The sequence below is a fragment of the Enterobacter sp. Ap-867 genome, from assembly GCF_011752855.1.
Taxonomy (GTDB): domain Bacteria; phylum Pseudomonadota; class Gammaproteobacteria; order Enterobacterales; family Enterobacteriaceae; genus Cedecea.
The window spans coordinates 66,882-93,129 of sequence record NZ_VWWS01000006.1; the positions used below are offsets into that span (position 1 = coordinate 66,882).

18 protein-coding genes are annotated in these 26,248 nt (G+C 56.7%); 9 read left to right on the forward strand and 9 right to left on the reverse strand.

Annotation, left to right across the window (positions count from 1 at the left end):
- Positions 1–92: 92 nt before the first annotated feature.
- The 3 genes from feoA to feoC are packed head-to-tail and all read left to right on the forward strand — an operon-like array spanning position 93 to position 2,935.
- Entirely contained in the window at positions 93–317 is a 225-nt protein-coding gene (gene feoA / locus F3J26_RS15235) for a ferrous iron transporter A (RefSeq protein ID WP_008457875.1), read from the forward strand.
- A 53-nt stretch (positions 318–370) separates the two neighbouring features.
- Complete coding sequence (feoB, locus tag F3J26_RS15240) at positions 371–2,689, forward strand: Fe(2+) transporter permease subunit FeoB (RefSeq protein ID WP_166994664.1); 2,319 nt, start codon at positions 371–373, stop codon at positions 2,687–2,689.
- Positions 2,690–2,698: 9 nt separating this feature from the next.
- Entirely contained in the window at positions 2,699–2,935 is a 237-nt protein-coding gene (feoC, locus tag F3J26_RS15245) for a [Fe-S]-dependent transcriptional repressor FeoC (RefSeq protein ID WP_008457879.1), read from the forward strand.
- A gap of 44 nt (positions 2,936–2,979) precedes the next feature.
- Here the strand turns inward: feoC and bioH are convergent, their stop codons facing one another.
- Entirely contained in the window at positions 2,980–3,756 is a 777-nt protein-coding gene (gene bioH, locus F3J26_RS15250) for a pimeloyl-ACP methyl ester esterase BioH (protein WP_166994665.1), read from the reverse strand.
- A 38-nt stretch (positions 3,757–3,794) separates the two neighbouring features.
- On the opposite strand from bioH, the gene gntX reads away from it, so the two are divergent.
- Both gntX and nfuA read left to right on the forward strand, forming a co-directional pair.
- Positions 3,795–4,478, forward strand: coding sequence for a DNA utilization protein GntX (gntX, locus tag F3J26_RS15255; protein ID WP_166994666.1), 684 nt, complete (start codon positions 3,795–3,797; stop codon positions 4,476–4,478).
- Positions 4,479–4,536: 58 nt separating this feature from the next.
- On the forward strand, positions 4,537–5,112 hold the full coding sequence (gene nfuA / locus F3J26_RS15260) for a Fe-S biogenesis protein NfuA (protein ID WP_008457887.1): 576 nt from the start codon (positions 4,537–4,539) through the stop codon (positions 5,110–5,112).
- 66 nt (positions 5,113–5,178) lie between these two features.
- Here nfuA and malQ read toward each other — a convergent pair whose 3' ends face one another.
- Together malQ and malP are read right to left on the reverse strand one after the other, a co-directional pair.
- Positions 5,179–7,257, reverse strand: a complete 2,079-nt coding sequence (malQ, locus tag F3J26_RS15265; RefSeq protein WP_166994668.1) for a 4-alpha-glucanotransferase — start codon at positions 7,255–7,257, stop codon at positions 5,179–5,181.
- Between the two features lie 9 nt (positions 7,258–7,266).
- The gene (gene malP, locus F3J26_RS15270) at positions 7,267–9,669 is read right to left on the reverse strand and encodes a maltodextrin phosphorylase (RefSeq protein ID WP_166994670.1); all 2,403 of its coding nucleotides are present in this window, start codon (positions 9,667–9,669) and stop codon (positions 7,267–7,269) included.
- 420 nt (positions 9,670–10,089) lie between these two features.
- Here malP and malT point away from each other — a divergent pair, with 420 nt between their 5' ends.
- On the forward strand, positions 10,090–12,795 hold the full coding sequence (gene malT, locus F3J26_RS15275; protein ID WP_008457891.1) for an HTH-type transcriptional regulator MalT: 2,706 nt from the start codon (positions 10,090–10,092) through the stop codon (positions 12,793–12,795).
- Positions 12,796–12,923: 128 nt separating this feature from the next.
- On the opposite strand, the gene glpD is transcribed toward malT, so the two are convergent.
- Complete coding sequence (glpD, locus tag F3J26_RS15280; RefSeq protein WP_008457892.1) at positions 12,924–14,432, reverse strand: glycerol-3-phosphate dehydrogenase; 1,509 nt, start codon at positions 14,430–14,432, stop codon at positions 12,924–12,926.
- Positions 14,433–14,627: 195 nt separating this feature from the next.
- Between glpD and glpE the strand changes: the two genes are divergently transcribed.
- The 3 genes from glpE (at position 14,628) to F3J26_RS15295 (ending at position 16,629) form a co-directional block, all read left to right on the forward strand.
- Positions 14,628–14,954: a thiosulfate sulfurtransferase GlpE gene (glpE, locus tag F3J26_RS15285; protein WP_008457894.1), complete on the forward strand. Its 327-nt coding sequence runs from the start codon at positions 14,628–14,630 to the stop codon at positions 14,952–14,954.
- A gap of 77 nt (positions 14,955–15,031) precedes the next feature.
- A complete protein-coding gene (gene glpG / locus F3J26_RS15290; protein ID WP_008457895.1) occupies positions 15,032–15,853 on the forward strand; it encodes a rhomboid family intramembrane serine protease GlpG in 822 nt (273 codons plus the stop codon).
- A 17-nt stretch (positions 15,854–15,870) separates the two neighbouring features.
- The gene (locus F3J26_RS15295) at positions 15,871–16,629 is read left to right on the forward strand and encodes a DeoR/GlpR family transcriptional regulator (RefSeq protein WP_008457897.1); all 759 of its coding nucleotides are present in this window, start codon (positions 15,871–15,873) and stop codon (positions 16,627–16,629) included.
- 58 nt (positions 16,630–16,687) lie between these two features.
- Here the strand turns inward: F3J26_RS15295 and glgP are convergent, their stop codons facing one another.
- From glgP to glgB, 5 genes are all read right to left on the reverse strand, one after another.
- A complete protein-coding gene (glgP, locus tag F3J26_RS15300) occupies positions 16,688–19,135 on the reverse strand; it encodes a glycogen phosphorylase (RefSeq protein ID WP_166994672.1) in 2,448 nt (815 codons plus the stop codon).
- A gap of 26 nt (positions 19,136–19,161) precedes the next feature.
- Entirely contained in the window at positions 19,162–20,595 is a 1,434-nt protein-coding gene (gene glgA, locus F3J26_RS15305; protein WP_008457900.1) for a glycogen synthase GlgA, read from the reverse strand.
- Between the two features lie 112 nt (positions 20,596–20,707).
- Positions 20,708–21,991: a glucose-1-phosphate adenylyltransferase gene (gene glgC, locus F3J26_RS15310; RefSeq protein ID WP_008457902.1), complete on the reverse strand. Its 1,284-nt coding sequence runs from the start codon at positions 21,989–21,991 to the stop codon at positions 20,708–20,710.
- Between the two features lie 14 nt (positions 21,992–22,005).
- Entirely contained in the window at positions 22,006–23,988 is a 1,983-nt protein-coding gene (gene glgX, locus F3J26_RS15315; RefSeq protein WP_166994674.1) for a glycogen debranching protein GlgX, read from the reverse strand.
- Positions 23,985–26,174 carry a 1,4-alpha-glucan branching enzyme gene (gene glgB / locus F3J26_RS15320; protein ID WP_166994676.1) on the reverse strand — a complete coding sequence of 730 codons (2,190 nt, stop codon included), beginning with the start codon at positions 26,172–26,174 and terminating at the stop codon, positions 23,985–23,987. The genes glgX and glgB overlap by 4 nt, the downstream gene beginning before the upstream one ends.
- Between the last annotated feature and the right edge of the window lie 74 nt (positions 26,175–26,248).

The window sequence follows — 26,248 nt, forward strand, 5'->3', positions numbered from 1 at the left end:
ATAGCTTAATTCGTTTTTATTACACGCATCGCTCGTGAATAAAACGATCATTCAGTCAGCGTCAATGCAGAGCCCAGCTCTAAGTAGGTCTTATGCAATTCATACCGAATAGCGCGTGGAAAATTACCGGCTTCGCCAGTGAAATCAGTCCGGCTTATCGCCAAAAATTATTGTCCCTCGGCATGCTGCCGGGTTCCTCATTCAACGTCGTCCGCGTGGCACCTCTCGGCGACCCTATTCATATCGAAACGCGCCGCGTTAGCCTGGTGCTGCGCAAAAAAGATCTCGCGCTGGTCAATATCGAAGCCGTGGCGTAACGGCGGGGAAACGTTCGCGTTATTTTGCACATTCAACGAAGTTTACGAATAAAATGAAAAACTTAACCATAGGTTTAATCGGTAATCCTAACTCGGGTAAAACCACGTTATTTAATCAGTTGACGGGTGCCCGCCAGCGCGTGGGGAACTGGGCGGGTGTCACCGTAGAACGCAAAGAAGGTCAGTTTTCCACCCTTGAGCACCAGGTCACGCTGGTTGATTTACCCGGCACCTACTCACTCACCACCATTTCGTCACAAACTTCGCTTGATGAGCAAATCGCCTGCCACTACATCCTGAGCGGCGATGCCGATCTGTTAATCAACGTAGTGGATGCTTCTAACCTTGAGCGTAACCTCTACCTGACGCTCCAGCTACTCGAGCTGGGTATCCCGTGCGTGGTGGCGCTCAATATGTTGGATATTGCCGAGAAACAGGCGATTCGCATCGACATCGACGCGCTGGCCGCCCGCCTCGGCTGCCCCGTCGTGCCGCTGGTGTCTACTCGCGGGCGCGGTATTGAAAGCCTGAAACTCGCCATTGACCGCAAGCAGCCCAACGAGAAAAACGAGCTGGTGCACTATCCGCAGATTTTGCTGCAAGAGGCAAAAAAGCTGGCCGAGGATATGCCGCAGGAAATGCCGGTGACGCAGCGCCGTTGGCTGGCGCTGCAGATGCTGGAAGGGGATATCTACAGCCTCGCGTATGCGGGCAATGCCACAGACAAACTTGATTCAGCGCGCGCGCGCCTGGCAGAGACCATTGACGATCCCGCGCTGCTGATCGCAGATGCTCGTTACCAAAGCATCGCTTCCATTTGCGACGCGGTTAGCAATAGCCTGACAGCCGAACCCAACCGGCTGACGGTGGCGATGGATAAAATCATCCTCAATCGTTACCTCGGCCTGCCGATCTTCATGCTGGTGATGTATCTGATGTTCCTGCTGGCGATTAACATCGGCGGCGCGCTGCAGCCTATTTTTGATGGCGGTTCGGTGGCGATATTCATTCACGGCATCCAGTGGCTCGGTTATACGCTGCACTTCCCGGAATGGCTGACGATTTTCCTGGCCCAGGGGATTGGCGGCGGGATCAATACCGTGCTGCCGCTGGTGCCGCAAATCGGCATGATGTACCTGTTCCTTTCCTTCCTCGAAGATTCCGGCTATATGGCGCGCGCAGCCTTCGTGATGGATCGCCTGATGCAGTCGCTGGGTTTACCGGGTAAATCCTTTGTGCCGCTGATTGTCGGCTTCGGCTGTAACGTGCCTTCGGTCATGGGCGCCCGTACCCTTGATGCGCCGCGCGAAAGGCTGATGACCATCATGATGGCGCCGTTTATGTCCTGCGGTGCACGCTTGGCGATTTTCGCGGTGTTTGCCGCCGCATTCTTCGGCCAGCAGGGCGCGCTGGTGGTGTTCTCGCTTTATATTCTCGGCATTGTCATGGCTATTCTCACCGGCCTGATGCTGAAGCACACCATCATGCGCGGCGAAGCTTCGCCGTTTGTCATGGAGCTGCCGGTTTACCACGTCCCTCACCTCAAGAGCCTGATTTTACAAACCTGGCAGCGCCTGAAAGGCTTCGTGCTTCGCGCCGGGAAGGTCATCGTGATCGTCAGTATTTTCATCGGCGCCCTGAACAGCTTCTCCTTTAGCGGCAAGCCAGTAGATAGCATCAATGATTCCGCCCTTGCCTCCGTCAGCCGTGTGTTGACGCCGCTGCTGAAGCCGATCGGTGTCCATGATGACAACTGGCAGGCTACCGTTGGACTGTTTACCGGTGCGATGGCCAAAGAAGTTGTGGTCGGCACGTTAAATACCCTCTATACCGCCGAAGATATTCATAATGAAGAGTTTGATGCCGCAAGCTTTAACCTGCTTGATGAACTGGGCGCTGCCGCCGATGAAACCTGGCAGGGGCTGAAAAACACCTTCAGCCTGAGCGTGCTGGCGAACCCGATTGAGGCAAGCAAAGGCGACGGTGAAATGTCCTCCGGGCCGATGGGCGTGATGAGCACGAAATTCGGCAGCGAAGCCGCCGCCTACAGCTATCTGATTTTCGTTCTGCTCTATATTCCGTGCATCTCGGTGATGGGGGCCATCGCCCGTGAATCGAGCCGGGGCTGGATGACATTTTCCGTGCTTTGGGGGCTGAACATTGCCTATTCGCTCTCCACGCTTTACTACCAGAGCGTCACCTTCAGCGAGCACCCGCAGTTCAGCCTGATTTGCATCCTCGCGGTGATATTGTTCAACGTCCTGCTGCTTGGCGGGCTGCGCCGGGCAAGAAGTCGCGTGGATGTATCGCTGCTCGCCACCAGAAAAACGCCGTCGTCCTGCTGCCAAAGCAGCACCGGCGACTGTCACTAAGGAGCGATGATGGCAAGCCTGATTGATATCCGTAACGCCCTGGCGCTTCAGGGCCGCCTGGAAGCGAAGCAGATAAGCCAGCAGCTTGCCACGCCTCTGCCGCTGGTAGCCGCCATGCTCGATCGACTGGAAGCGATGGGCAAAGCCAGACGCATCAGCGAAGATCCGAGCAGTTGCCTGACGGGAAGCTGCAAAAGCTGTCCAGAAGGGAAAAAATGCGTACGGGAACTTTGGGCACTGCGTTAAGTTAATCTGATGAAAGGCGGGCTACCCCGCCTTTTTACTGCCCGTCAGCTAAGCCGTTGTTGCCCCCAGGCCAGCAGAGCCTGGCAGAATTCAGCCGGATGAGAGATAAACGGCGCGTGGGCGGCCTTGTCGAAGATAACCGAGCTGGACTGCGGCCACAGGGCGTCCAGCAGGGGAACCACTTTCCGTGGCACAAGCCCGTCCAGTCGGCCATACAGACGTAAATGTGGTATTACAGAATGCGAAAGCTCCTGGCGCAGATCGGCGGTTCTCAGGATCTCAAGCCCGCCATTAAGCACGGCCACGTCCGGCATCGGCTGTTCCAGAACAACGGTTTTCAGCAGGCGAGCATCCTGGCGCGCGGTTTCTGTGCCCAGGGTTTGCAACGCCAGAAAACGCTCCACGGTACGCTGAAAATCTTTGCTTAGCTGCTGCTGGAACCCGGCCAGCACGTCAGGTTTAATGCCCGGCCAGTCTTCTGCGGCGGTAAAACAGGGTGAGGAAGCCACCGTCACCAGCGCATTCACACGTTCAGGCCTGGCGAGCGCAGCCTGGCTTGCTACCAGTCCACCCAGGCTCCAGCCAAGCCATGTGGCACATTCAGGCGCTTTAGCCAGCACAATGTCGGCCATTTCCTCCAGCGTTAGCGCACCAAACCCCCTGCTCCGGCCATACCCCGGTAAGTCGACCAGATGCAGCCGAAATTGCGAGCCGAGTTCGGATTCTATGTTGTGCCAAACCTCCGCATTCAGTCCCCATCCGTGCAGCAGCACAAGATCGCTTTTTCCTTTACCTTTTGTTTGCCACCACAGCTCACTCATCAGTTACCGTTCTCATTTTCATCAGCAAGGAGAACGCTATGCTAGCAATCCCTGGCCGCTGTTGGCTATGCCGGTTACCGCTTGCCCGTCCGACATGGGGCATTTGCTCCTGCTGCGCCGCCTCGCTGCTTCAGCCCCTGGCCTGCTGTTTACAGTGTGGTTTACCGGCGTTGAGCGGGCATTTGCCCTGCGGACGTTGCCTGCAAAGAGCGCCTGAGTGGGACGCAATGGCCTATGTGACAGACTACCTGCCGCCGTTAAGCACGCTGATTCATCACCTAAAATTTACCGGAACGCCCTCGCTTGCACCGGCCTTAGCCCGCCTTTTGCTACTGCGTATTCTGGCAGCCAGGCGAGAGGGCAGGCTTCATTTGCCTGATGCTATTGTGAGTGTACCGCTGCACCATACCCGAGCGTGGCGGCGCGGCTATAACCAAAGCGCACTTATTGCTACTCCGCTGTCTCGCTGGTTAGGGCTGGAGCATTATCCCTCTGCAATCAAACGCATACGCGCCTCACCAGCCCAACATACGTTGACAGCAAAGGAAAGAAAGAGGAATTTGAAAGGCATCTTTAGGGTTGAAATTCCCGTTGCGGGTCGCCATATGGCGATTGTGGATGATGTCGTGACGACGGGTAGTACTGTTGCGGAGATAGCGCGATTGCTGAAAAGGCAGGGCGCGGCGACTGTCCAGGTATGGTGCCTGTGTCGAACCTTGTAGACCCTCGATGATGGGCGTATTATAACCGACTAAAATAGTCAACTATTGAGCAATCGTTATGATCCGTATTTCCGATGCTGCACAATCCCACTTTGCCAAGTTGCTGGCAAATCAGGAAGAAGGGACGCAAATCCGCGTATTCGTTATCAATCCTGGCACCCCGAATGCGGAGTGTGGTGTGTCTTATTGTCCGCCGGATGCGGTTGAAGCGACCGACACGGCGCTGCCGTTCGAGCAGTTAACCGCTTATGTCGATGAGCTGAGCGCGCCTTATCTGGAAGATGCCGAAATCGACTTCGTCACCGACCAGCTCGGTTCCCAGCTGACGCTGAAAGCCCCTAACGCAAAAATGCGTAAGGTGTCTGACGACGCGCCGCTGATGGAGCGCGTTGAGTATATGCTGCAGGCGACCGTTAACCCACAGCTGGCGGGCCACGGTGGTCGCGTCACGCTGATGGAAATTACCGACGAAGGCTATGCCATTCTGCAGTTTGGCGGCGGCTGTAACGGCTGTTCTATGGTGGATGTGACGCTGAAAGAAGGGATCGAGAAACAGCTTCTGGCTGAGTTCCCTGAGCTGAAAGGCGTACGTGACCTGACCGAACACCAGCGCGGTGAGCACTCTTACTATTAGTTTGCCCCTCACCCTAACCCTCTCCCTAAAAGGGAGAGGGAATAGACCGAGAAACGTGAGACGAAACTACGTCTTCTTACGCCGCTTATCCAAATCTTTCAGCAACTTATTCACCCGTTCATCGGCAAACATCGCTTCCAGAGAGACGGTCAGCTTGCGCCGCCAGTTCTTATACTGATCGCTGGTGCCAGGAATATTCACCGGCTGGGCCATATCCAGCCAGTCCTCCGGCTGCAGCCCCAGCAGCGCGCTATGGCTGTCGGCGATATAACGCTGCATTCCACGGTTGAGCGTGTCGGTCATCGTCATTAACGCGGCCTTATGTCCCGCCCGCTTCGGCAAGCAGCCGTATTTATGCAGCCCGTCCAGTAGACCTTGTTTAGCCCTTTCGCGGTCTTCATACAGCCCCGCCAGCACCTCTTCATCAGGGTAAAGTCCCAGCGTTTTGCCCAGCGTTAAATCACCGCTATTCCAGTAGCCACGCAGCGTGGGCAAGTCGTGCGTTGTGGCAACCGCCATCGACTGCTCAGGCCATGTGGCCGGAGCCCGGAATTGCTTCTCTCCGTCGTGTTCGAAGTACAGCACTTTGTAAGAATAAACGCCGCTGTCGCGAAGCTTGCCGACGATTTCAACCGGCACGGTACCGAGGTCCTCGCCAATCACCATGCAGCGGTGACGCTGGCTTTCCAGGGCCAGAATCGAAAGCAGATCGTCCACCGGGTACTGCACATAGGCGCCTTTATCCGCCGTCTCGCCGTACGGGATCCACCACAGCCGCAGCATCGACATAACGTGGTCAATGCGCAGGGCGCCGCAGTGGGTCATATTGGCGCGCAGCAGTTCGATAAACGGCTGATAGCCGCGAGCGGCCATGACGTGGGGATCCATCGGTGGCAGCCCCCAGTTTTGGCCTAACGGGCCGAGGATATCCGGCGGCGCGCCAACGGAGGCTTTCAGGCAGTAAAGCTCACGGTCACACCAGGTTTCAGAGCCGCCTTCCGCTACGCCCACCGCCAGGTCGCGATAAAGGCCAATCGGCATCCCGTCATGCTGGCTGGCATCCCAGCAGGCCTTAAACTGACGCCAGGCGAGATACTGCAGCCAAAGCCAGAAGTTGACCTCATCGCAATGTTGCTCACAGAACTGCTTCACTCCCGGGCTATGGGCGTCGCGATAGCCTTCCGGCCACACCGGCCAGCCCCAGCGCAGAGGATCTTCGTTAACCTGGCTGGCATGAAGCGCATCGTAGGCAGCCTGGTAGAACAGACCTTCTCCTCCTTCCGCAACGAACCTGCCAAACGCGACGACTTGTTCATCGCTGGCTGTACGCAACGAGAACTGCTGCCACGCTAAACGCAGTCCCGCAACTTTGAGGGCCGTAACGGCAGAATAATCCACCCACTCGGCATCTCTCGTGGCCTGAAGCTGTTTCTGCACTGTGGATGTTTTCCACCACGTCTGCGCCGCTTTGCTATTCTGGAAATCTTCTACCGCATTGACGTCGATATAGATGACATTCAGCCAGCGGCGTGACGAAGGGCTGTATGGGCTGGCGCTCTCCGGGTTAGCCGGGTAAAGCGAATGAATCGGGTTGAGGCCGATAAACGCCCCGCCCCGCTTCGCCACATCCCCCAGCATCTGCTTCAAATCGCCAAAGTCGCCGATGCCCCAGTTAGCCGCCGAGCGCAGCGTGTAAAGCTGCACACATGCCCCCCACAGCTTTTTGCCCTGCAGTAACGCGTCCGGCTCATAGCAGCGCGGCGGGGCGACGATAATTCGGCTCGTCCAGCTCTGCTTTTGCCGACTGACTACCAGCGAATGGTAGCCCTCGGGTAGCTTTGTCGGCAGCGATAACGTCTTCCCACCGGAAACTTGCCCGCGGTGGGTATGGCCTTCTTCAGTGGTCAGCGTCCAGCTAAATTCACCCTCTCCTTCCAGCGTCAGCTGCATTCGCTGCCCGGCAGTGAAAACCTGAACCGCTGGCACAGGATCGGTCGACTTTTTTGCAACAGCGGTGCGGTTCATGGCCTCGAGCAGACGCAGTTTTGTCTCCGCAGGAATAGCCTGCGGTTTGCCGTGGGCGTTGATGTAGTTCGGGCTGATACCCGCCGCCAGAGCGGCGCTATCAAGACGTTTGCTCTCCATGGCGCTCCCTTAGCGTTTTGCCTGCCAGATACGTTGTTGGTAATCGCGGATCGAGCGATCGGAGCTGAACATGCCGCAACGGGCGCTGTTCAAAATGGCGGCGCGCGTCCAGGCTTCCTGGTCCAGATAAAGTTTGTCGGCAAGCTTTTGCGCCTCGGCATAAGCAGTGAAGTCCGCCATCAACAGGTAAGGATCGCCGCCCTCTTTGCCGATGCTGTGCAGCATCTGATCAAAGGCGTGTTTATCTCCTTCACTGTATTTGCCCTGCTCCAGTTCTTTAAGCACGGCATCCAGCACTTTATCTTTTTTGCGCCATTTCACCGGATCATAGCCTTTGGCTTTCAGGGCTTTAACCTGCTCGACGGAGTGGCCGAAAATAAAGATATTCTCTTCACCCACCTTCTCTGCAATTTCAACGTTGGCACCGTCCAGCGTCCCCACCGTCAGCGCGCCGTTCAGCGCCAGCTTCATGTTACCGGTGCCGGATGCCTCTTTACCGGCAGTCGAAATCTGTTCGGAAATATCAGCCGCCGGGATCATGATTTCCGCCGCAGATACGCAATAGTCCGGCAGGAAAACGACCTTCAGTTTGTCGCCCACCAGCGGATCGTTGTTGATCGCCTCAGCCACTTTGTTGATAGCAAAGATAATATTTTTGGCCAGGTAATAACCCGGAGCCGCCTTCGCGCCAAACAGGTAAACGCGCGGCACACGGTCTGCTTTCGGGTTCTCGCGGATCTCTTTGTACTGCGCCAGGATATGCAGCAGGTTCAAGTGCTGACGTTTGTATTCGTGCAGGCGTTTGATTTGCACGTCGAACAACGCATCCGGGCTAATCACGATGCCGGTACGAGCCTTCACAAATGCAGCCAGTTTTACTTTGTTCTGATGCTTGATTTCGCGCCAGGTCTGGCGGAATTTGGCGTCATCGGCGTGCTTTTCCAGTCCTTCCAGCACGTCGAGGTTATTCGCCCACTCTTTCTTCAGCGTCTTGTCGAACAGCGTGGCAAGCGCCGGGTTGCACTGCTTGATCCAGCGGCGCGGCGTAATGCCGTTCGTCACGTTATGGAATTTGTTCGGCCACAGCTGGTGGTATTCCGGGAACAGATCTTTCACCACCAGCTCAGAATGAAGCGCCGCAACGCCGTTCACCGCAAAGCCTCCGACCACGCACAGGTTAGCCATACGTACCTGCTTGCTATGCACCACGGCAAGCTTCGCCCAGACGGCTTCATCCCCCGGCCAGGTTTTGTCGACCAGCAGCTTAAAGCGTTTGTTAATCTCATTGATAATTTGCATATGGCGAGGCAGCAGCGCTTTCACCAGCTTCTCGTCCCAGCACTCCAGAGCTTCAGGCATCAGGGTGTGGTTAGTGTAGGCGAACGTTTTACTGGTAATCGCCCAAGCGTCATCCCAGCTAAGCTGATGTTCGTCAATCAGCACGCGAAGCAGCTCAGGGATAGCGATGGTTGGGTGGGTATCGTTCAGTTGAATCACTTCGTAGGCCGGCAGCTCGGCGAGCTTGCGGCCTGCCAGATGATGGCGGCGCAGAATGTCAGCCACCGAACAGGCACACTGGAAATACTGCTGCATCAGGCGCAGCTTTTTACCGTTCAGGTGATTGTCATTCGGATAGAGCACCTTGGTGAGCTTTTCAGCGTCAATGCCCTGCTGCTCGGCTTTAAGAAACTCACCGTCATTAAATTTTGTCAAATCAAATGGATGAGCATGTTTTGCCTGCCACAGGCGCAGCGGCTGCGCCACGCCATTTCGGTAGCCCAGCACCGGTAAATCCCACGCCTCGCCCTGGAAAATAAAGGCTGGCTCCCAGCGGGAACGCTTACCGTCCTTCACGAGTTTCCCACCAATGCCCACCTGCACATCCAGCGCGCTGTTGTGGCGGAACCAAGGGTAGCTCCCGCGCTGCCAGTCATCCGGGGCTTCCATCTGTTTGCCGTCCTTAAAGGACTGGCGGAACAGGCCATACTGATAGTTGAGGCCATAGCCGATGGCCGATTGCCCGACCGTGGCCATTGAGTCCAGGAAGCAGGCCGCAAGCCGTCCCAACCCGCCGTTGCCTAAAGCCGGGTCCGTTTCTTCTTCCAGTAAATCGGTGAGGTTTATCTGGTAATCCTTCAGCACATCGCTCACCTCAGTGAACCAGCCAAGATTAAGCAGGTTATTCCCCGTCAGGCGGCCTATCAGAAACTCCATCGAGATGTAGTTTACGTGGCGCTGTTTGGCTTCAGGTTTTGCTGTTGGCTGAGCCGCTAAGTGCTCTGCAAGCGCACCACTAACCGCCTGCCACCACTGATGCTGAGTCATTTCACTGGCATCATGGAGGCCATAACGCTGCCACTGGCGCGTCAGAGCGGACTGGAACTGTTCTTTACTGAAGATCGGCTGTGACATAGAAAATCGGTCCTGTAATGTTCGAAAATCATTACCCGTTAGTGTGCCGGGCAGCCCGTGGGAGTTCCTCCTCCCGGCGCGGATTAGGCGGGGAGGAGTAGCGAGGATGAGCGAAAAATGTGATCTCTGCCACTCGATGCGGCGGTGTAACAGGTTTCAGCCGCGCTGTCACAAGCAGTGAGCAATCGCATTCATGAAAAAATGGAACTGTGACAGGGTGCAACTTACCGAGCTCGGAAAGTTCAACAACCTTGCAATAAAAAGCATTCTGGCAGACCTTATCCGTAAGCATTAATTACGAAGCGTAAAAAAAATCGCATCCTTGAACTTTTCCCTCCATTATTTTCTCTGCAGTCCGGCAGCCCCGCCCTGCAGCGCGAAAAATGCCGGGGAAATTTATACACAGTGAAGTGATCAACTATGTTAATCCCATCCAAATTAAGCCGCCCCGTTCGGCTGGAAAACACTGTGGTTCGCGATCGCCTGTTGGTGAAGCTTTCAACTGCCGCCAACTATCGCTTAGCGCTGATCGCCAGCCCGGCCGGTTATGGTAAAACGACCCTCGTGTCGCAGTGGGCGGCGGGGCGAAAAGAGCTGGGTTGGTATTCCCTCGATGAGGGAGATAACCAGCAGGAGCGCTTTGCCAGCTACCTGATTGCCGCCGTGCAGCACGCCACCGGCGGCCACTGCGCCAGTAGCGAAATCATGGCGCAAAAGCGGCAATACGCCAGCCTGTCTTCGCTCTTTTCTCAGCTGTTCATTGAGCTGGCGGGGTGGGACAAACCGCTGTACCTGGTGATTGATGATTATCATCTGATTGCCAACCCGGTTATTCATGAAGCCATGCGCTTTTTCATTCGCCACCAGCCAGAAAACCTGACACTGGTGATCCTGTCGCGCAATCTCCCGCAGCTTGGCATTGCCAACCTTCGCGTGCGCGATCAGCTCCTGGAAATTGGTAGCCAGCAGCTCGCCTTTACGCATCAGGAAGCCAAACAGTTCTTCGACAACCGCCTGGCAACGCCGATTGAACAAGCGGACAGCAGCCGCCTGTGTGATGACGTTGCTGGCTGGGTAACGGCGCTCCAGTTAATCGCCTTGTCCGCGCGCCAGAGCAATACGCCAGCTCAACATTCCGCACGCCGTCTGTCGGGCATTAACGCCAGCCATCTTTCAGATTATCTGGTGGATGAAGTCCTGAACAACGTTGATGCCGATACCCGCAACTTCCTGCTGAGAAGCTCCATCCTGCGCTCAATGAATGACGCATTGATCATCCAGGTAACGGGTGAAGAAAATGGCCAGATGCGGCTGGAGGAGATTGAGCGCCAGGGCTTGTTCCTGCAGCGTATGGACGATTCCGGCGAATGGTTCTGCTTCCACCCGCTGTTTGGCAGTTTCCTTCGCCAGCGCTGCCAGTGGGAGCTGGCCGCAGAGCTGCCGGATATTCACCGGGCGGCCGCCGAAAGTTGGATGGCGCAAGGCTTCCCAAGCGAGGCTATTCACCACGCGCTGGCGGCAGGTGATGCCAATATGCTGCGCGATATTCTGCTGGGCCACGCGTGGGCGCTGTTTAACCACAGCGAACTGACGCTGCTCGAGGAGTCACTGAAGGCGCTGCCGTGGGAAAGTCTGCTGGAAAACCCAAAACTTGTGCTGCTGCAGGCCTGGCTGATGCAAAGCCAGCACCGCTACGGCGAAGTGAATACCCTGCTGGCAAGGGCCGAGCAGGAAATGGACCTGGTCATCGACGACACGTTGCACGGTGAATTTAACGCCCTGAGAGCCCAGGTTGCCATCAACGCGGGCGATCCGGCGGAAGCCGAGCGTCTGGCCATGGTCGCGCTGGAAATGCTGCCGCTGGCCAATTTTTACAGCCGCATAGTAGCAACTTCGGTTCACGGCGAAGTGCTGCACTGCAAGGGCGATCTGACGAAGTCTCTTTCCGTTATGCAGCAGACCGAGCAAATGGCCCGCCGCCACGATGTGTGGCACTACGCGCTGTGGAGTCTCATTCAGCAAAGCGAAATCCTGCTGGCTCAGGGGTTCTTACAGGCCGCCTGGGAAACCCAGGAGAAAGCCTTTGTGCTGATCCGCGAGCAGCACCTCGAACAATTGCCACTGCATGAGTTTCTACAGCGTATCCGCGCCCAGCTGCTTTGGGCCTGGGCCCGGCTGGATGAAGCCGAAGCGGCAGCCCGCAGCGGAATGGAGGTCCTTTCCAGCTTCCAGCCGCAGCAACAGCTCCAGTGTCTGGCGCTGCTGGTGCAGTGCTCACTGGCGCGCGGTGACCTGGATAATGCTCGCAATCACCTTAATCGCCTTGAAAATTTGCTTGGGAACGGTCCCTGGCACAGCGACTGGGTCTCCAACGCCGACAAGGTGCGGGTGATTTACTGGCAAATGATTGGCGATAAAAAGTCGGCAGCCAACTGGCTGCGCCAGACGCCGAAGCCTGAATTTGCCAATAACCACTTCCTGCAAAGCCAGTGGCGGAATATCGCCCGCGTGCAAATCCTGCTGGGTGAGTACGATCCGGCGGAAATGGTGCTGGAAGAACTTAACGAAAACGCCCGCAGCCTGCGTCTGATGAGCGACCTTAACCGCAACCTGCTGCTGCTCAACCAGCTTTACTGGCAGGCGGGCAGAAAAAGTGACGCTCAGCGCGTGCTGCTGGAAGCTCTGGCGCTGGCAAACCGCACCGGGTTTATCAGTCACTTCGTTATCGAAGGGGAAGCGATGGCGCAGCAGCTGCGCCAGCTTATTCAGCTCAACACGCTGCCGGAGCTGGATCAGCACCGCGCTCAACGCATCCTGCGTGAGATAAACCAGCACCACCGCCATAAGTTTGCACACTTTGATGAAAGCTTTGTGAACCGCCTGCTGAATCACCCGGAAGTGCCGGAGCTTATCCGCACCAGCCCGCTGACGCAGCGAGAATGGCAGGTGTTGGGGCTGATTTATTCCGGTTATAGCAACGAGCAGATCGCCGGAGAGTTGGATGTTGCGGCCACCACCATCAAAACGCATATCCGAAATCTTTACCAGAAGCTGGGCGTGGCGCACCGTCAGGACGCGGTACAGCATGCACAGAAATTACTGAAGATGATGGGGTATGGGGTTTAGCTGGAGATATTCTGAAGGCTAGTTTCAGCCCCTCACCCCGGCCCTCTCCCCATAGGGGAGAGGGGGGATAAAAATCTGAAGATGAGCGGAACCGGCCAACACTCGGACTGAAAAGGGTTCAACTCTCTTTAAGACGCCAGCGACAGTCCCGCTTTAGCCGCCTGCTTGACCAGCCACTGCGCCACCCGCGCCTGCTGCTCTTCGTTCAGCCACATGCCCAACTTAGTACGGCGCCACAGCGCATCTTCCGCACATCTGACCCATTCATGCTCAACCAGGTAGCGCAGCTCGGCTTCATAAAACTCATGGCCAAAATCTTCGCCCAGATCGCCCAGGGTTTTGGCCTCGCCCAGCACCAGGTCGCTGTTGCTGCCATAGGTGCGCGCCAGGTGACGGGCAAGACTTTCGGTCAGGAAACCGTAACGACGGCGCAGTTTGGCCGCATAATCATCACGATCGCCACCGATGTCACCGCCAGGCAGGCGGCACTCTTTGGTCCAGGCCGGGCCGATATTCGGGTAGTAACGCTCCAGCTTATCCAGCGCATGTTCAGCCAGCTTACGGTAGGTCGTCAGTTTACCGCCGAAGACCGACAGCAGCGGTGCCTGACCATTTTCGTCATGAATATCGAGAGTGTAATCGCGGGTCACCGCCTGCGGAGAATCAGACTCGTCATCACACAGCGGGCGCACGCCAGAATAGGTCCAGACGATATCATCTTTGGTCAGCGTCTTTTTGAAATGCGCGTTGTAAACGTTCAGCAGATAGCTCACTTCTTTGTCATCAATCTGCACCGCTTTCGGGTCACCGTGGTATTCCACGTCGGTGGTGCCGATGATGGAGAATTCGTCCATCCACGGGATCACAAACACAATACGTTTATCTTCGTTTTGCAGGATGTAAGCCTGCTTCTGGGTATGCACGCGAGGCACCACGATGTGGCTGCCTTTGATCAGGCGGATACCGTAAGGCGAAGGCAGGTGTAGCCCTTCGTCAAAGAAGGTTTTCACCCACGGACCGGTGGCGTTCACCAGGCCTTTCGCGCGCCAGGTAAAGGTTTCGCCGGTATCAATATCCTGCGCTTCAACGACCCACAGCCCATTTTCGCGGGTTGCTTTGGTGGCGCGAGTACGGGTTTTCACCTCTCCGCCCTTGCGGGTCACCATTTGGGCGTTAGCCAGCACCAGGCGAGCATCATCCACCCAGCAATCGGAATATTCGAAACCGCGCACGATCTCAGGCTTCAGCACTGAATCTGCGCCAAAACGCAAGCCGGTCGAGGCCGGCAAACTGGTGCGTTTCCCCAGATGATCGTACATGAACAGGCCAGTCCGAATCATCCAGGCCGGACGAAGGTGCGGCCGGTGCGGTAAACGGAAGCGCATCGGGAAAGCAATGTGCGGCGCCATTTTCAACAGCACTTCACGCTCCGCCAGCGCCTCACTCACCAGGCGAAACTCATAATGCTCCAGGTAACGCAGGCCGCCGTGAATCAGCTTCGAGCTGGCGGAAGAGGTCGCGCAGGCCAGATCCTGTCCCTCCAGCATCAACACGGATAACCCGCGGCCAGCGGCGTCCGCCGCAATACCGGCGCCGTTGATTCCACCGCCAATAACAATCAGATCTTTGGTTTCCATGTTGCCCTCACGCACTTTCGTTAAAGCTCAAAAATGTTCGATATCGCTCATGATAGCAAGTGTTCGCCCGCTTTGGTAACGAAATAAAAACATTTCTACGTGATATGGATAACATATTGGCGTTAATATCAGCGCCAGCGGGGCGCGATGCCTTAACATGCCCCTTGTTTCCTTTCTTTCTCGACGAGTAAAACCATGGATCAATTTGAATGTATTGGTGTGGAAGAAGCACACCAGAAACTCCAGCAGCAGCAGGCGGTATTGGTGGATATCCGCGATCCGCAGAGCTTTGCCATGGGACACACGCCGGGGGCTTACCACCTTACCAACGACACGCTGGTGAATTTTATGCAGCAAACCGACTTCGACACGCCGGTCATGGTGATGTGCTACCACGGCAACAGCAGCAAAGGCGCCGCCCAATATCTGCTGCAGCAAGGCTATGACCAGGTCTACAGCATCGACGGTGGCTTTGATGCCTGGCACCGCCATTTCCCGGCTGAAGTCGCTCACGGCGCGTAAAGTTCAGCCCTTGTCGCTCCCTGCAGGTATACTGCTTGCCTTTGTACGGCTTTATAGACGAAGTTGGTTAAACTTTCATGATCATGATTACCTCTTTCGCCAACCCGCGCGTGGCGCAGGCTTTTGTCGATTACATGGCAACTCAGGGCGTTATTCTTACGATTCAGCAACATACGCAAAGCGATGTCTGGCTGGCGGATGAGAACCAGGTACAGTATGTCCGCGCCGAGCTGGAAAAGTTCGTCGCGAACCCTGGCGACCCGCGCTACCAGGCCGCCAGCTGGAGCACCGGCCACAGCGGCGTGGGTTTCAGCTATAAACGCTATCCGTTTTTCGCCACCATCAAAGAGCGCGCCGGCCCGCTGACGCTTATCGTCATCGGCGTGTGTATCGCGCTGTTTGTCCTGCTCAATATCGTGGGCTTCGGTCCGGTGATCTCCGTGCTTGGCTGGCCGCTCGTGCCCGAGCAGCGCTTTGAGTTTTGGCGCTATTTCACGCACGGATTACTGCATTTCTCCTTGCTGCATATCCTCTTTAACCTACTATGGTGGTGGTATTTAGGCGGCGCGCTCGAAAAACGCCTCGGCACCGGCAAACTGCTGACGCTGACGCTTATCTCCACCCTGCTGAGCGGTTTTATGCAGGCAAAATTTACCGGCCCACTGTTTGGCGGCCTGTCAGGCACGGTGTTTGCGCTGATGGGTTATGTCTGGCTGCGCGGAGAGCGAGATCCCGACAGCGGCATTCAGATGCAGCGCGGGCTGCTGGCGTTTGCGGTAATTTGGTTGGTTATTGAGGTCTTCACTCAGTCCGCTGTCATTCCAGCGCACCTGACCGGCATGCTGGTTGGGCTGGCGATGGCGCTGGTAGATACCCTGAATGCGCGAAAACGAACATAACAATGCTGGAGTAGCTTGTGAAGCAGACACAACGTCATGACGCGATTATTGAGCTGGTTAAGCAGCAGGGATACGTCAGTACCGAAGAGTTGGTGGAACAGTTTGCCGTCAGCCCGCAAACCATCCGCCGGGATTTAAACGACCTGGCCGATCAGAATATGATCCTGCGCCACCACGGCGGGGCGGCCCTGCCCTCCAGCTCGGTTAACACCCCGTGGCATGACCGAAAAGCAACGCAAACCGCAGAAAAAGAGCGTATTGCGCAGAAGGTTGCCAGCCAAATTCCTAACGGCGCCACGCTGTTTATCGACATCGGCACGACGCCGGAAGCCGTGGCGCATGCGCTGCTTAATCACAGCAATCTGCGCATTGTGACCAACAACCTCAACGTGGCAAACACGCTGATGGCTAAAGAAGATTTCCGTATCATTCTGGCCGGCGGAGAGCTGCGCAGTCGCGATGGCGGCATTATCGGCGAGGCCACGCTGGACTTCATTTCCCAGTTCCGTCTCGACTTCGGCATTCTCGGCATCAGCGGGATCGACAGCGACGGCTCGCTGCTTGAGTTCGACTACCACGAGGTTCGCACCAAGCGCGCGATTATCGAAAACTCTCGCAGCGTGCTGCTGGTCGTGGACCATTCGAAGTTTGGCCGTAATGCGATGGTGAATCTGGGCAGTATTAGCCTGGTGGATACCGTGTATACCGACGTGGTGCCGCCCGCAGGAGTGATGCAGGTGATTAAAGAGAATAACGTGCAGCTGGAGCTGTGCTGAGTTTTATCCTCGCCCCGGCCCTCTCCTAAAAGGGAGAGGGTTAGATTGAGGGGAAAAGTTACAATCTCACCGGCTTAATATGCCAAATCTCGTCGGCATACTCCTGAATCGTCCTGTCTGAGGAGAAATAGCCCATATTGGCAATATTGTGCATAGTACGGATAGTCCACTCCTCCGGCTGCTGGTAAACCTCATCCACCCTGTCCTGGCAGTCCACATAGCTGCGGTAATCCGCCAGCACCTGGTAGTGATCGCCAAAGTTAATCAGCGAGTCGACTAAGTCCCGATAGCGCCCCGGCTCCCCGGGGCTGAATGCCCCCGTCGCGATTTGCGTCAGCACCTGGCGCAGCTCTTCATCCTTCTCGTAATACTCCCGAGGGTTGTAGCCTTTACTGCGGAGTGTCTCCACCTCTTCTGCGGTGTTGCCGAAGATAAAGATGTTGTCCTTGCCGACGTGGTCGAGCATCTCCACGTTGGCGCCGTCCAGGGTCCCGATGGTCAACGCCCCGTTAAGCGCAAACTTCATGTTACTGGTCCCCGAAGCTTCGGTTCCCGCCAGCGAAATTTGCTCGGAGAGATCTGCCGCCGGAATAATCAACTGGGCGAGGCTGACGCTGTAGTTGGGGATAAACACCACCTTCAGCTTATCTTTAACCTGCAGGTCGTTGTTGATGACCTCCGCAACGTCGTTGATAAGATGAATAATATGCTTCGCCATGTAATAGGCCGATGCCGCTTTACCCGCGAAAATATTCACGCGTGGCACCCATTCCGCCTCAGGATCGGCCTTGATGCGGTTATAGCGGGCGATCACATGCAGGACGTTCATTAGCTGGCGCTTATATTCATGAATGCGCTTAATCTGCACGTCGAATAAGGCGTCCGGGCTCACCACGACATTCAGTTGCTGCCCAATGTACGTCGCCAGCCGTTTTTTATTCGCCAGCTTGGCCTTACGCACCGCCTGATGCACCGTCGGGTAGTCAATGTGCTGCTTCAGGTCGTTCAGTTGGCTTAAGTCCGTCCGCCAGGTCTGCCCGATATTCTCATCCAGCACTTCAGACAGCGCCGGGTTGGCAAGCGCCAGCCAGCGGCGCGGCGTGACGCCGTTCGTTTTGTTGCTAAAGCGCATCGGGAAGATACTGGCGAAGTCAGCAAACAGGGACTGCACCATCAGATTGGAGTGCAGCTCAGACACGCCGTTCACCTTATGGCTGACCACCACCGCGAGCCAGGCCATCCGCACTCGCCTGCCGTTGGATTCGTCGATGATAGATGCCCTGCCCAGCAGACCCGTGTCGTTCGGGTATTGCTCCTGCAGGGTTTTCAGGAAGTAGTCGTTAATCTCAAAGATGATCTGCAGATGGCGCGGCAGGATCTTGCCGAGCATGTCCACCGGCCAGGTTTCCAGGGCCTCGCTCATCAGCGTGTGGTTGGTGTACGAGAAGACCTGGCAGGTCACTTCGAACGCTTCCTCCCATTCAAACTTATGCTCGTCAATCAGCAGCCGCATCAACTCCGGAATCGACAGCACCGGGTGAGTGTCATTCAGGTGAATCGCAATTTTATCCGCAAGGTTGGCGTAGGTTTTATGCAGCTGATAATGGCGGCTCAGAATGTCCTGCATGGTCGCCGAAACCAGGAAATACTCCTGGCGCAGGCGAAGCTCACGCCCGGAATAGGTCGAGTCATCGGGATAAAGCACGCGGGACACGTTTTCAGAGTGGTTTTTGTCTTCCACCGCCGCGAAATAATCACCCTGGTTAAACTTACCGAGGTTGATCTCGCTGCTCGCCTGAGCGTTCCACAGCCGCAGCGTGTTGGTCGCGTCGGTGTCGTAGCCCGGAATAATCTGGTCATAGGCAACCGCGAGGATCTCTTCGGTTTCGACCCAACGAGACTTTTTCCCTTCCTGCTGAATACGCCCGCCGAAACGCACCTTGTAGCGCGTATTGTGGCGTTTAAACTCCCAAGGGTTGCCGTACTCAAGCCAGTAGTCCGGCGACTCTTTCTGGCGGCCATCGACGATGTTCTGCTTGAACATACCGTAGTCGTAACGTATGCCGTAGCCACGCCCAGGCAGCCCCAGGGTCGCCAGCGAATCGAGGAAACAGGCGGCGAGACGCCCCAAACCGCCGTTGCCCAGGCCGGGGTCGTTCTCCTCGTCAATCAACTCTTCGAGGTCGAGGCCCATCTCTTCGAGGGCATTTTTCACATCTTCATAGATGCCGAGGGAAAGCAGCGCGTTCGACAGCGTGCGTCCGATCAGAAACTCCATCGACAGGTAGTAAACCTGGCGGACTTCCTGGGAAAGCTGGGCGCGGTTGGAACGCAACCAGCGCTCCACCAGCCTGTCGCGCACGGCAAACAGCGTCGCGTTAAGCCACTCGTGTTTATTGGCGATGGCAGGGTCTTTCCCCACCGTAAACATCAGCTTATAGGCAATCGAGTGTTTAAGCGCCTCGACGCTCAGCGTGGGTGATGCATAGGAAAAGGGTGCGTTCATATCAGTGATTCCTGGTGTATGGGTAATTACATCAAGCGTTGATAAAGGTCGCGGTATGACTGCGCCGCTACCTGCCAGCTAAAATCCATATTCATTGCCTGCCGCTGCACAAAACGCCACAGCGACGGGCGGGACCACAGCACGAAAGCACGCCGGATCGCGCGAAGCAGCGACCAGGCATTACTGTCTTCAAACACAAAACCGGTCGCCACACCGTCAGCCAGATTCTCGAGAGAAGTATCAGACACGGTGTCAGCCAGGCCACCGGTTCGCCGCACCAGCGGCAAGGTGCCATATTTCAGACCATAAAGCTGCGTTAAGCCGCAGGGCTCAAAGCGGCTCGGGACTAAAATCACGTCGGCACCGCCCATGATGCGGTGGGAAAATGCCTCGTGATAGCCAATCTGGACGCCGACCTGGCCGGGATGCTCGGCCGCCGCCGCCAGGAACCCTTCCTGCAGCACGGAATCCCCGGCCCCCAGCAGCGCCAGCTGCCCGCCCTGCTCCAGCAACCCCGGCAATGCCTCAAGCACCAGATCCAGCCCTTTTTGGTTGGTTAACCGACTGACCACCGCGAACAGCGGGACTTTGTCGTTCACCTTCAGCCCCATCGCTACCTGCAGCTGGCGTTTGTTTTCGGCTTTCTCCTCCAGCGAATCGCGGTTATACCGCGAGGCCAGCAGCAGGTCGCTTTCCGGGTTCCAGATCTTGTCGTCCACGCCGTTTAAAATGCCCGACAGGCGCCCTTCACGCTGGCGCTGGCGCAGCAGCCCTTCCATGCCATAGGCAAAATGCGGGTCGGTAATCTCCCGAGCATAGGTTGGGCTGACGGCGGTAATGTGGTCGGCATAGTAAAGCCCGGCCTTCAGGTACGAAATCTGGCCGTGGAATTCCAGCCCGTTCATGTCGTAGACCCACCACGGCAAATCAATTTCACTTAAGTGATGAGCATAGAACATTCCCTGATAGGCGAGGTTATGGACGGTAAATACCGACCTGGCTGGCCGCCCGCGAACCTCGAGATAGGCCGGCGTCAGCCCGGCGTGCCAGTCGTGGGCATGCACCACATCGGGATGCCAGAAAGGATCCAGGCCGCAGGCCATTTCCGCCCCAACCCAGCCAAGCAGCGCAAAGCGCAGTACGTTGTCCTGGTAAGCAAACTGGTTCGTGTCGTGGTATGGGCTGCCCGGGCGTTCATAAAGATGGGGGGCATCAATCAGATAAATACCTACGCCGTTGTAGTGGCCGTAGAGCAGACGCATTGGGCCTGCGAACGTCTGTCGGTGGGCAACCACCTGAATATCTTCGATTCCTCGCCGCACATCAGGAAAGGCGGGCAGCAGGACGCGCGTATCAACGCCGCCGGCAATTTGTGCCGCAGGCAAAGCGCCCAGCACATCCGCAAGGCCGCCCGTTTTCAGCAAAGGAAACATCTCGGAACAGACATGTAAGACCTGCATTATCGCTCCCATATGGAAAGTCGCGGCGCTGTGTCTTAATCATCAGGCAACGCCGAACGATAAAATAACCGCGCACAGCCATCACCGTGCGCAGGCCAATCTTCTACGCGTTTCAGCCCTGCAGCTTCGCCAGCATCTCACGCGTGACCAGTACAATGCCCTCTTCAGAGCGATAAAAACGGCGCGCATCCTCTTCGGCATTTTCACCAACCACCATGCCTTCAGGGATCACGCAGGCGCGGTCAATAATGCAGCGGCGTAATCGGCAGGAGCGCCCGACAATAACGTCCGGCAGCAGGACGGATGAATCGATGTTGCAGAACGAGTTGATACGCACGCGAGGAAACAGCACTGACTGCACAACGACTGAACCAGAAATAATGCAGCCGCCGGACACCAGCGAGTTCAGCGTCATGCCGTGACTGCCGGAGCGATCCTGAACGAATTTAGCGGGCGGCAGCGGCTCCATATGGGTGCGGATCGGCCAGGCCTGGTCATACATATCCAGTTCCGGCATCACCGAGGCCAGGTCAAGGTTGGCTTTCCAGTAGGCTTCCAGCGTGCCTACATCGCGCCAGTAAGGCTCGGCGTTAGGGTCGGACTGTACGCAGGAGAGCGGGAACGGGTGGGCGTAAGCTTCTCCCGCGCGAGTGATTTTCGGGATAATGTCTTTGCCAAAATCGTGGCTGGAGTTTTCATCCCGGTCATCTTCTTCCAGCAGCTTAAACAGGTAATCCGCATCAAAAACGTAAATGCCCATGCTGGCCAGAGACTTACTGCTGTCGTTGGGCATCGTCGGCGGGTTTTCCGGCTTCTCCACGAAATCGATAATTTTTTCGTCCGCGTCCACCGCCATAACACCAAACGCTGATGCTTCATGCACCGGCACCGGCATGCAGGCCACGGTGCAGCGTGCGCCCTTTTCGACGTGATCGATCAGCATGCGCGAGTAGTCCTGCTTGTAGATGTGATCCCCGGCCAGGATGACCACATATTCGGCGTCGTAACGTCGAATAATGTCGAGGTTCTGGGTCACGGCGTCCGCCGTGCCGCGATACCAGTTCTCACCGTGTACGCGCTGCTGGGCGGGCAGCAAATCCACAAACTCGTTCATCTCTTCGCTGAAAAAAGACCAGCCGCGCTGAATATGCTGCACCAGGGTGTGCGATTGATATTGAGTAATCACCCCAATGCGGCGAATGCCGGAGTTAATGCAGTTGGATAGCGCAAAATCAATAATGCGGAACTTGCCGCCAAAGTGAACAGCAGGCTTGGCGCGGGTCGACGTGAGATCCTTCAGTCGAGTCCCGCGGCCACCGGCCAGAATTAACGCAACGGATTTGATGGGCAGCTGGCGGGCCAACATCAGCGGATCGTTTTTCTCAAACCTAACCATGACGAACTCCTTTTTCATGACTTGTGGAACACGCAAACTCCGTGCGCGGGACCATGCCATACAACCATCACGACCGGGTTGTCCTCTCCGGCAAACGGAGGAACAGCGTGCCATTCCCCCTCAGGTAGAACGATGTCCGCAACTTCTTCGGTCGCGTTAATTGCGATAAGCCAGCGGTCGGACAGCTGGATTTGCAGGCGATGTACGCCGTTTTGCCACTCATCGACGTTCAGGGGCTGTGCGTCTTTATTCAGCCAACGGACGTTGCCATCACCCTCTTCCCACCAGCGGTTGGCGGTCAGCGCCGGGATCGCCTGTCGAAGCTGGAGGAGCGCCGCCGTAAAGGCCGTCAGGCCGTCATTGCCCTCAGCCCAGTCAAGCCAGGTCAGCACGTTGTCCTGGCAGTAGGCATTGTTGTTGCCGTGCTGGCTGTGGCCGTGTTCATCCCCGGCCAGCAGCATCGGTGTGCCCTGCGAGAGCAGCAGCGTGGTGAGCAGGGCATGCACGCTGTCGCGCCGCCGTTCCTTGGTAATCAAGCTGGCTTCAAGCCCTTCAAACCCATAGTTGTTACTAAAATTGCTGTTGGTGCCGTCGCGGTTATCTTCGCCGTTGGCTTCGTTATGCTTCTGGTTAAAACTTACGCAATCCCGCAGCGTAAAACCATCATGGACGGTGATTAAATTAATACTGGTGGAAGGCAGCCTTTCGCCGTGGCGATAAACGTCGCTCGAGCCAGCAAAGCGGCAGGCGAAGCCGCCCAAAGAGAGATCCTGCTGGAGCCAGAAGCGGCGCATCCCGTCCCTGAAATGATCGTTCCATTCGGCAAACAGCGGAGGGAAATTACCGACCTGATAACCGCCCTGGCCGATGTCCCAGGGCTCCGCAATCAGCTTCACCTGCGACAGGTGAGGATCGTTTTTGATTGCCTCAAACAGCGGGGCGTCCTGCCGAAATTCGGGCGTGCGCCCCATTACCGAAGCCAAATCGAACCGGAAACCGTCCACGTGAAAACTGTCCACCCAGTAGCGCAGGCAGTCGATCATCAGGGCAACCACGCCCGGCGTGCTGAGATTCAGGGTGTTCCCGCAGCCGGTCCAGTTCTGGTAATCGCCATTGTCCATTAACCAATAATAGCTACGGTTGTCGATTCCGCTCAGCGACAGCGTTGGGCCGTCCTTGTCCAGCTCCGCGCTGTGGTTCAACACAATGTCGAGGATCACTTCTATACCGGCCTGATGCAGCGCTTTGATGGCGCCACGCAGCTCGTTGGCAGCGTTGTGGGGGTTCTGGTCTATCGCGTAGTAGCTTTCAACGGCATAGAAAGCGCGAGGGTTGTAACCCCAATAGTTACTCAGCCCAAGCTGGGAGATGCGTGGCTCGGTAACAAAATGCGCCACGGGCAGCAGCTCAAGCGCCGTGATGCCCAGGCGCTTGAAGTAGTCGATGATCACCGGATGCCCAAGCGCCGCATAAGTCCCACGCAGCTCTTCCGGGATGCCGGGGTGGAGCAACGTCAGCCCGCGAACATGGGCTTCATAGATAACCGTGTTGCCCCACGGCGTCCGGAGCGGCCGGTCGTCTTCCCAGTCAAATTTCTCTCTGGCCACCACGCACTTCGCCATGTGCGGGGCGCTGTCTTCAAGGTTGGGCTCATCGTAGCCGCAGTGAAAATGCGGGTGATCTTCTGCCCCGCCGACGACCACGCGAGCACAAGGATCGAGCAGCAGCTTCGCCGGGTTGAAACGGTGGCCCTGCTCAGGTGCCCACGGGCCATGAACCCGGTAACCGTACAGCTGCCCCGGCTTGCCATCCGGCAAATAGCCATGCCAGATATCCCCGGAGCGCGCAGGCATGTCGTAGCGGCGCTCGTGGCCATGCTCGTCGAACAAGCACAGCTCGACCTTTTCCGCATGCACGGAATAGAGCGTGAAGTTAACGCCTTTGCCGTCGAAATACGCCCCAAAGGGAGCCGAATTGCCTTGGGTAAGCTGCGTCATGCGTCCCCCTCGCGGATCAACCAGAGCGTGGACAGCGGCGGTAGCGTAATACACAGCGAATGGTCGCGACCGTGGCTCGGCACCGCCTCGCTACGCACCGTGCCGCTGTTACCGGCGTTGCTGCCGTGATAGTGCATGGAGTCGGTATTCAGCTCTTCGCGCCAGCGCCCTGGCTGGTTGATGCCGAAGCGATAGTGGTAACGCGGCACCGGCGTAAAGTTGCTGGCGACAATCACTTCATTGCCCTCGGCATCACGCCGCACGAAAATAAAGACTGAATTGGCCTTATCTTCCACCACCAGCCATTCAAAGCCGTAGCCGTCAAAATCCAGCTGATGCAAGGCCGCATGACGCCGATAGGTATGATTCAGGTCGCGCACGAGGCGCTGCACGCCGTGGTGCCAGTTATCGCCGCCCTGCAGCAGGTGCCAGTCGAGGCTGCTGTCGTGGTTCCACTCTCGCCCCTGGGCAAATTCGTTGCCCATAAACAGCAGCTTTTTGCCTGGAAATGCCCACATCCAGCCGTAGTAGGCGCGAAGATTGGCAAACTTCTGCCAGGCATCCCCCGGCATACGATCAAGAATGGATTTTTTGCCGTGCACGACTTCATCGTGAGACAGCGGCAGCACAAAGTTTTCGGTGCCGTTATACAGCATGCCGAAGGTCATTTTGTCGTGATGGTACTGGCGGTAAACCGGGTCAAGCTTCATGTAATCGAGCGTGTCGTGCATCCAGCCCAGGTTCCACTTAAACCAGAACCCCAGGCCGCCCATACTTGGTGGGCGAGAGACACCGGCAAAATCGGTGGACTCTTCCGCCATGGTCACCGCCCCCGGGGTTTGCTCGCCGATGATGCGGTTAGTGCTACGCAAAAACGCAATCGCTTCCAGGTTCTCACGCCCGCCGTGCTCATTCGGCACCCATTGGCCGCCTTCCCGGCTATAGTCGCGATAAATCATCGACGCCACGGCATCCACACGCAGGCCGTCAATGCCAAACCGCTCAATCCAGTAGAGCGCGTTGCCCACCAGATAGTTGCTGACTTCCCGGCGGCCATAGTTGTAAATCAGCGTGTTCCAGTCCTGGTGGTAGCCCTCTTGCGGATTGCCGTGCTCATACAGCGCAGTGCCGTCGAACTTCGCCAGCCCGGCGTCATCCGTCGGGAAATGGCCCGGTACCCAGTCCAGCAGAACATTAAGCCCGGCTTCGTGGGCGGTTCTGATGAAATAGAGGAAGTCGTCACGAGTACCGAAACGACGCGTCGGCGCGTAAAGCCCCTGCGGCTGATAGCCCCAGCTGCCGTCAAACGGATGCTCGTTAACCGGCAGCAGTTCAAGATGGGTAAAGCCCATCTCTTTGACGTAGGGAATGAGCTGATCCGCCAGTTCGCGGTAGCTGAGCCAGAAATTATTGTCGGTGTGGCGACGCCAGGAGCCGAGATGCACCTCATAGATGGAGATGGGTTGATCAAAACCGTTAGCTTTCTGCCGCTCGGGGCTGAGCGTGGTTTTCTCCGGCAGGCCGCAAATCAGCGAGGCCGTTTCCGGGCGCATTTGCGCTTCAAAAGCATAAGGATCGGCTTTAATACGCAGCCGCCCTTCGGCGTCCAGCAATTCAAATTTATAAAGCTGGCCGTTGTGCGCCCCGGGGATAAACAGCTCCCAAATGCCGCTTTCGCGCCGCAGCCGCATCGGATGGCGGCGGCCATCCCAATAGTTAAACTGCCCCACCACGGAAACGCGACGGGCGTTGGGGGCCCACAGCAAGAAACGCGTTCCGGTCACGCCGTCCAAGGTATCTGCATGCGCACCCAGCGTTTCATAAGGGCGTAAATGCGTGCCTTCTGAGAGCAGCCAGCTATCCAGCTCCTGAGTCAAAGGACCAAAACGGTAGGGATCGTCGATCAGGTTTTCCTGGCCGTGCCAGACAACGGCAAGCTGGTAGCGAAAAACATTTTTACGGCGAGGGATCAGCCCGCAGAAGAAGCCGCGGGAATCGAGGCAGTCGAGCTGGGCGACTTTACGCCCTGTTTTAGGCTCAATAACCCACACTTCGGTGGCGTCAGGCAGGAGTGCCCGAACTTCAAGCCCGGCGTCGGTTTGGTGCATTCCCAGCAGGGAAAACGGATCGGCAAAATGACCCGCAATTAGCGCATTAATCACGTCTCTTTCCGGCAGAACAGACATGGCATTTTCCTTTTTTATGTGTCACCGATGACCCGCCCTACGCCTGCGTGCGGATACGACACTTATCATTGACC

What these genes read in the sequence shown, in the direction of transcription:
- feoB (WP_166994664.1), top strand. Translation starts at nt 371, where the DNA reads ATGAAAAACTTAACCATAGGTTTAATCGGTAATCCTAACTCGGGTAAA.
- gntX (WP_166994666.1), top strand. Translation starts at nt 3,795, where the DNA reads ATGCTAGCAATCCCTGGCCGCTGTTGGCTATGCCGGTTACCGCTTGCC.
- glgP (WP_166994672.1), bottom strand. Translation starts at nt 19,135, where the DNA reads ATGAACGCACCCTTTTCCTATGCATCACCCACGCTGAGCGTCGAGGCG.
- glgB (WP_166994676.1), bottom strand. Translation starts at nt 26,174, where the DNA reads ATGTCTGTTCTGCCGGAAAGAGACGTGATTAATGCGCTAATTGCGGGT.
- feoC (WP_008457879.1), top strand. Translation starts at nt 2,699, where the DNA reads ATGGCAAGCCTGATTGATATCCGTAACGCCCTGGCGCTTCAGGGCCGC.
- glgA (WP_008457900.1), bottom strand. Translation starts at nt 20,595, where the DNA reads ATGCAGGTCTTACATGTCTGTTCCGAGATGTTTCCTTTGCTGAAAACG.
- malT (WP_008457891.1), top strand. Translation starts at nt 10,090, where the DNA reads ATGTTAATCCCATCCAAATTAAGCCGCCCCGTTCGGCTGGAAAACACT.
- glgC (WP_008457902.1), bottom strand. Translation starts at nt 21,991, where the DNA reads ATGGTTAGGTTTGAGAAAAACGATCCGCTGATGTTGGCCCGCCAGCTG.
- bioH (WP_166994665.1), bottom strand. Translation starts at nt 3,756, where the DNA reads ATGAGTGAGCTGTGGTGGCAAACAAAAGGTAAAGGAAAAAGCGATCTT.
- malP (WP_166994670.1), bottom strand. Translation starts at nt 9,669, where the DNA reads ATGTCACAGCCGATCTTCAGTAAAGAACAGTTCCAGTCCGCTCTGACG.
- nfuA (WP_008457887.1), top strand. Translation starts at nt 4,537, where the DNA reads ATGATCCGTATTTCCGATGCTGCACAATCCCACTTTGCCAAGTTGCTG.
- glpG (WP_008457895.1), top strand. Translation starts at nt 15,032, where the DNA reads ATGATCATGATTACCTCTTTCGCCAACCCGCGCGTGGCGCAGGCTTTT.
- glgX (WP_166994674.1), bottom strand. Translation starts at nt 23,988, where the DNA reads ATGACGCAGCTTACCCAAGGCAATTCGGCTCCCTTTGGGGCGTATTTC.
- glpD (WP_008457892.1), bottom strand. Translation starts at nt 14,432, where the DNA reads ATGGAAACCAAAGATCTGATTGTTATTGGCGGTGGAATCAACGGCGCC.
- malQ (WP_166994668.1), bottom strand. Translation starts at nt 7,257, where the DNA reads ATGGAGAGCAAACGTCTTGATAGCGCCGCTCTGGCGGCGGGTATCAGC.
- glpE (WP_008457894.1), top strand. Translation starts at nt 14,628, where the DNA reads ATGGATCAATTTGAATGTATTGGTGTGGAAGAAGCACACCAGAAACTC.
- feoA (WP_008457875.1), top strand. Translation starts at nt 93, where the DNA reads ATGCAATTCATACCGAATAGCGCGTGGAAAATTACCGGCTTCGCCAGT.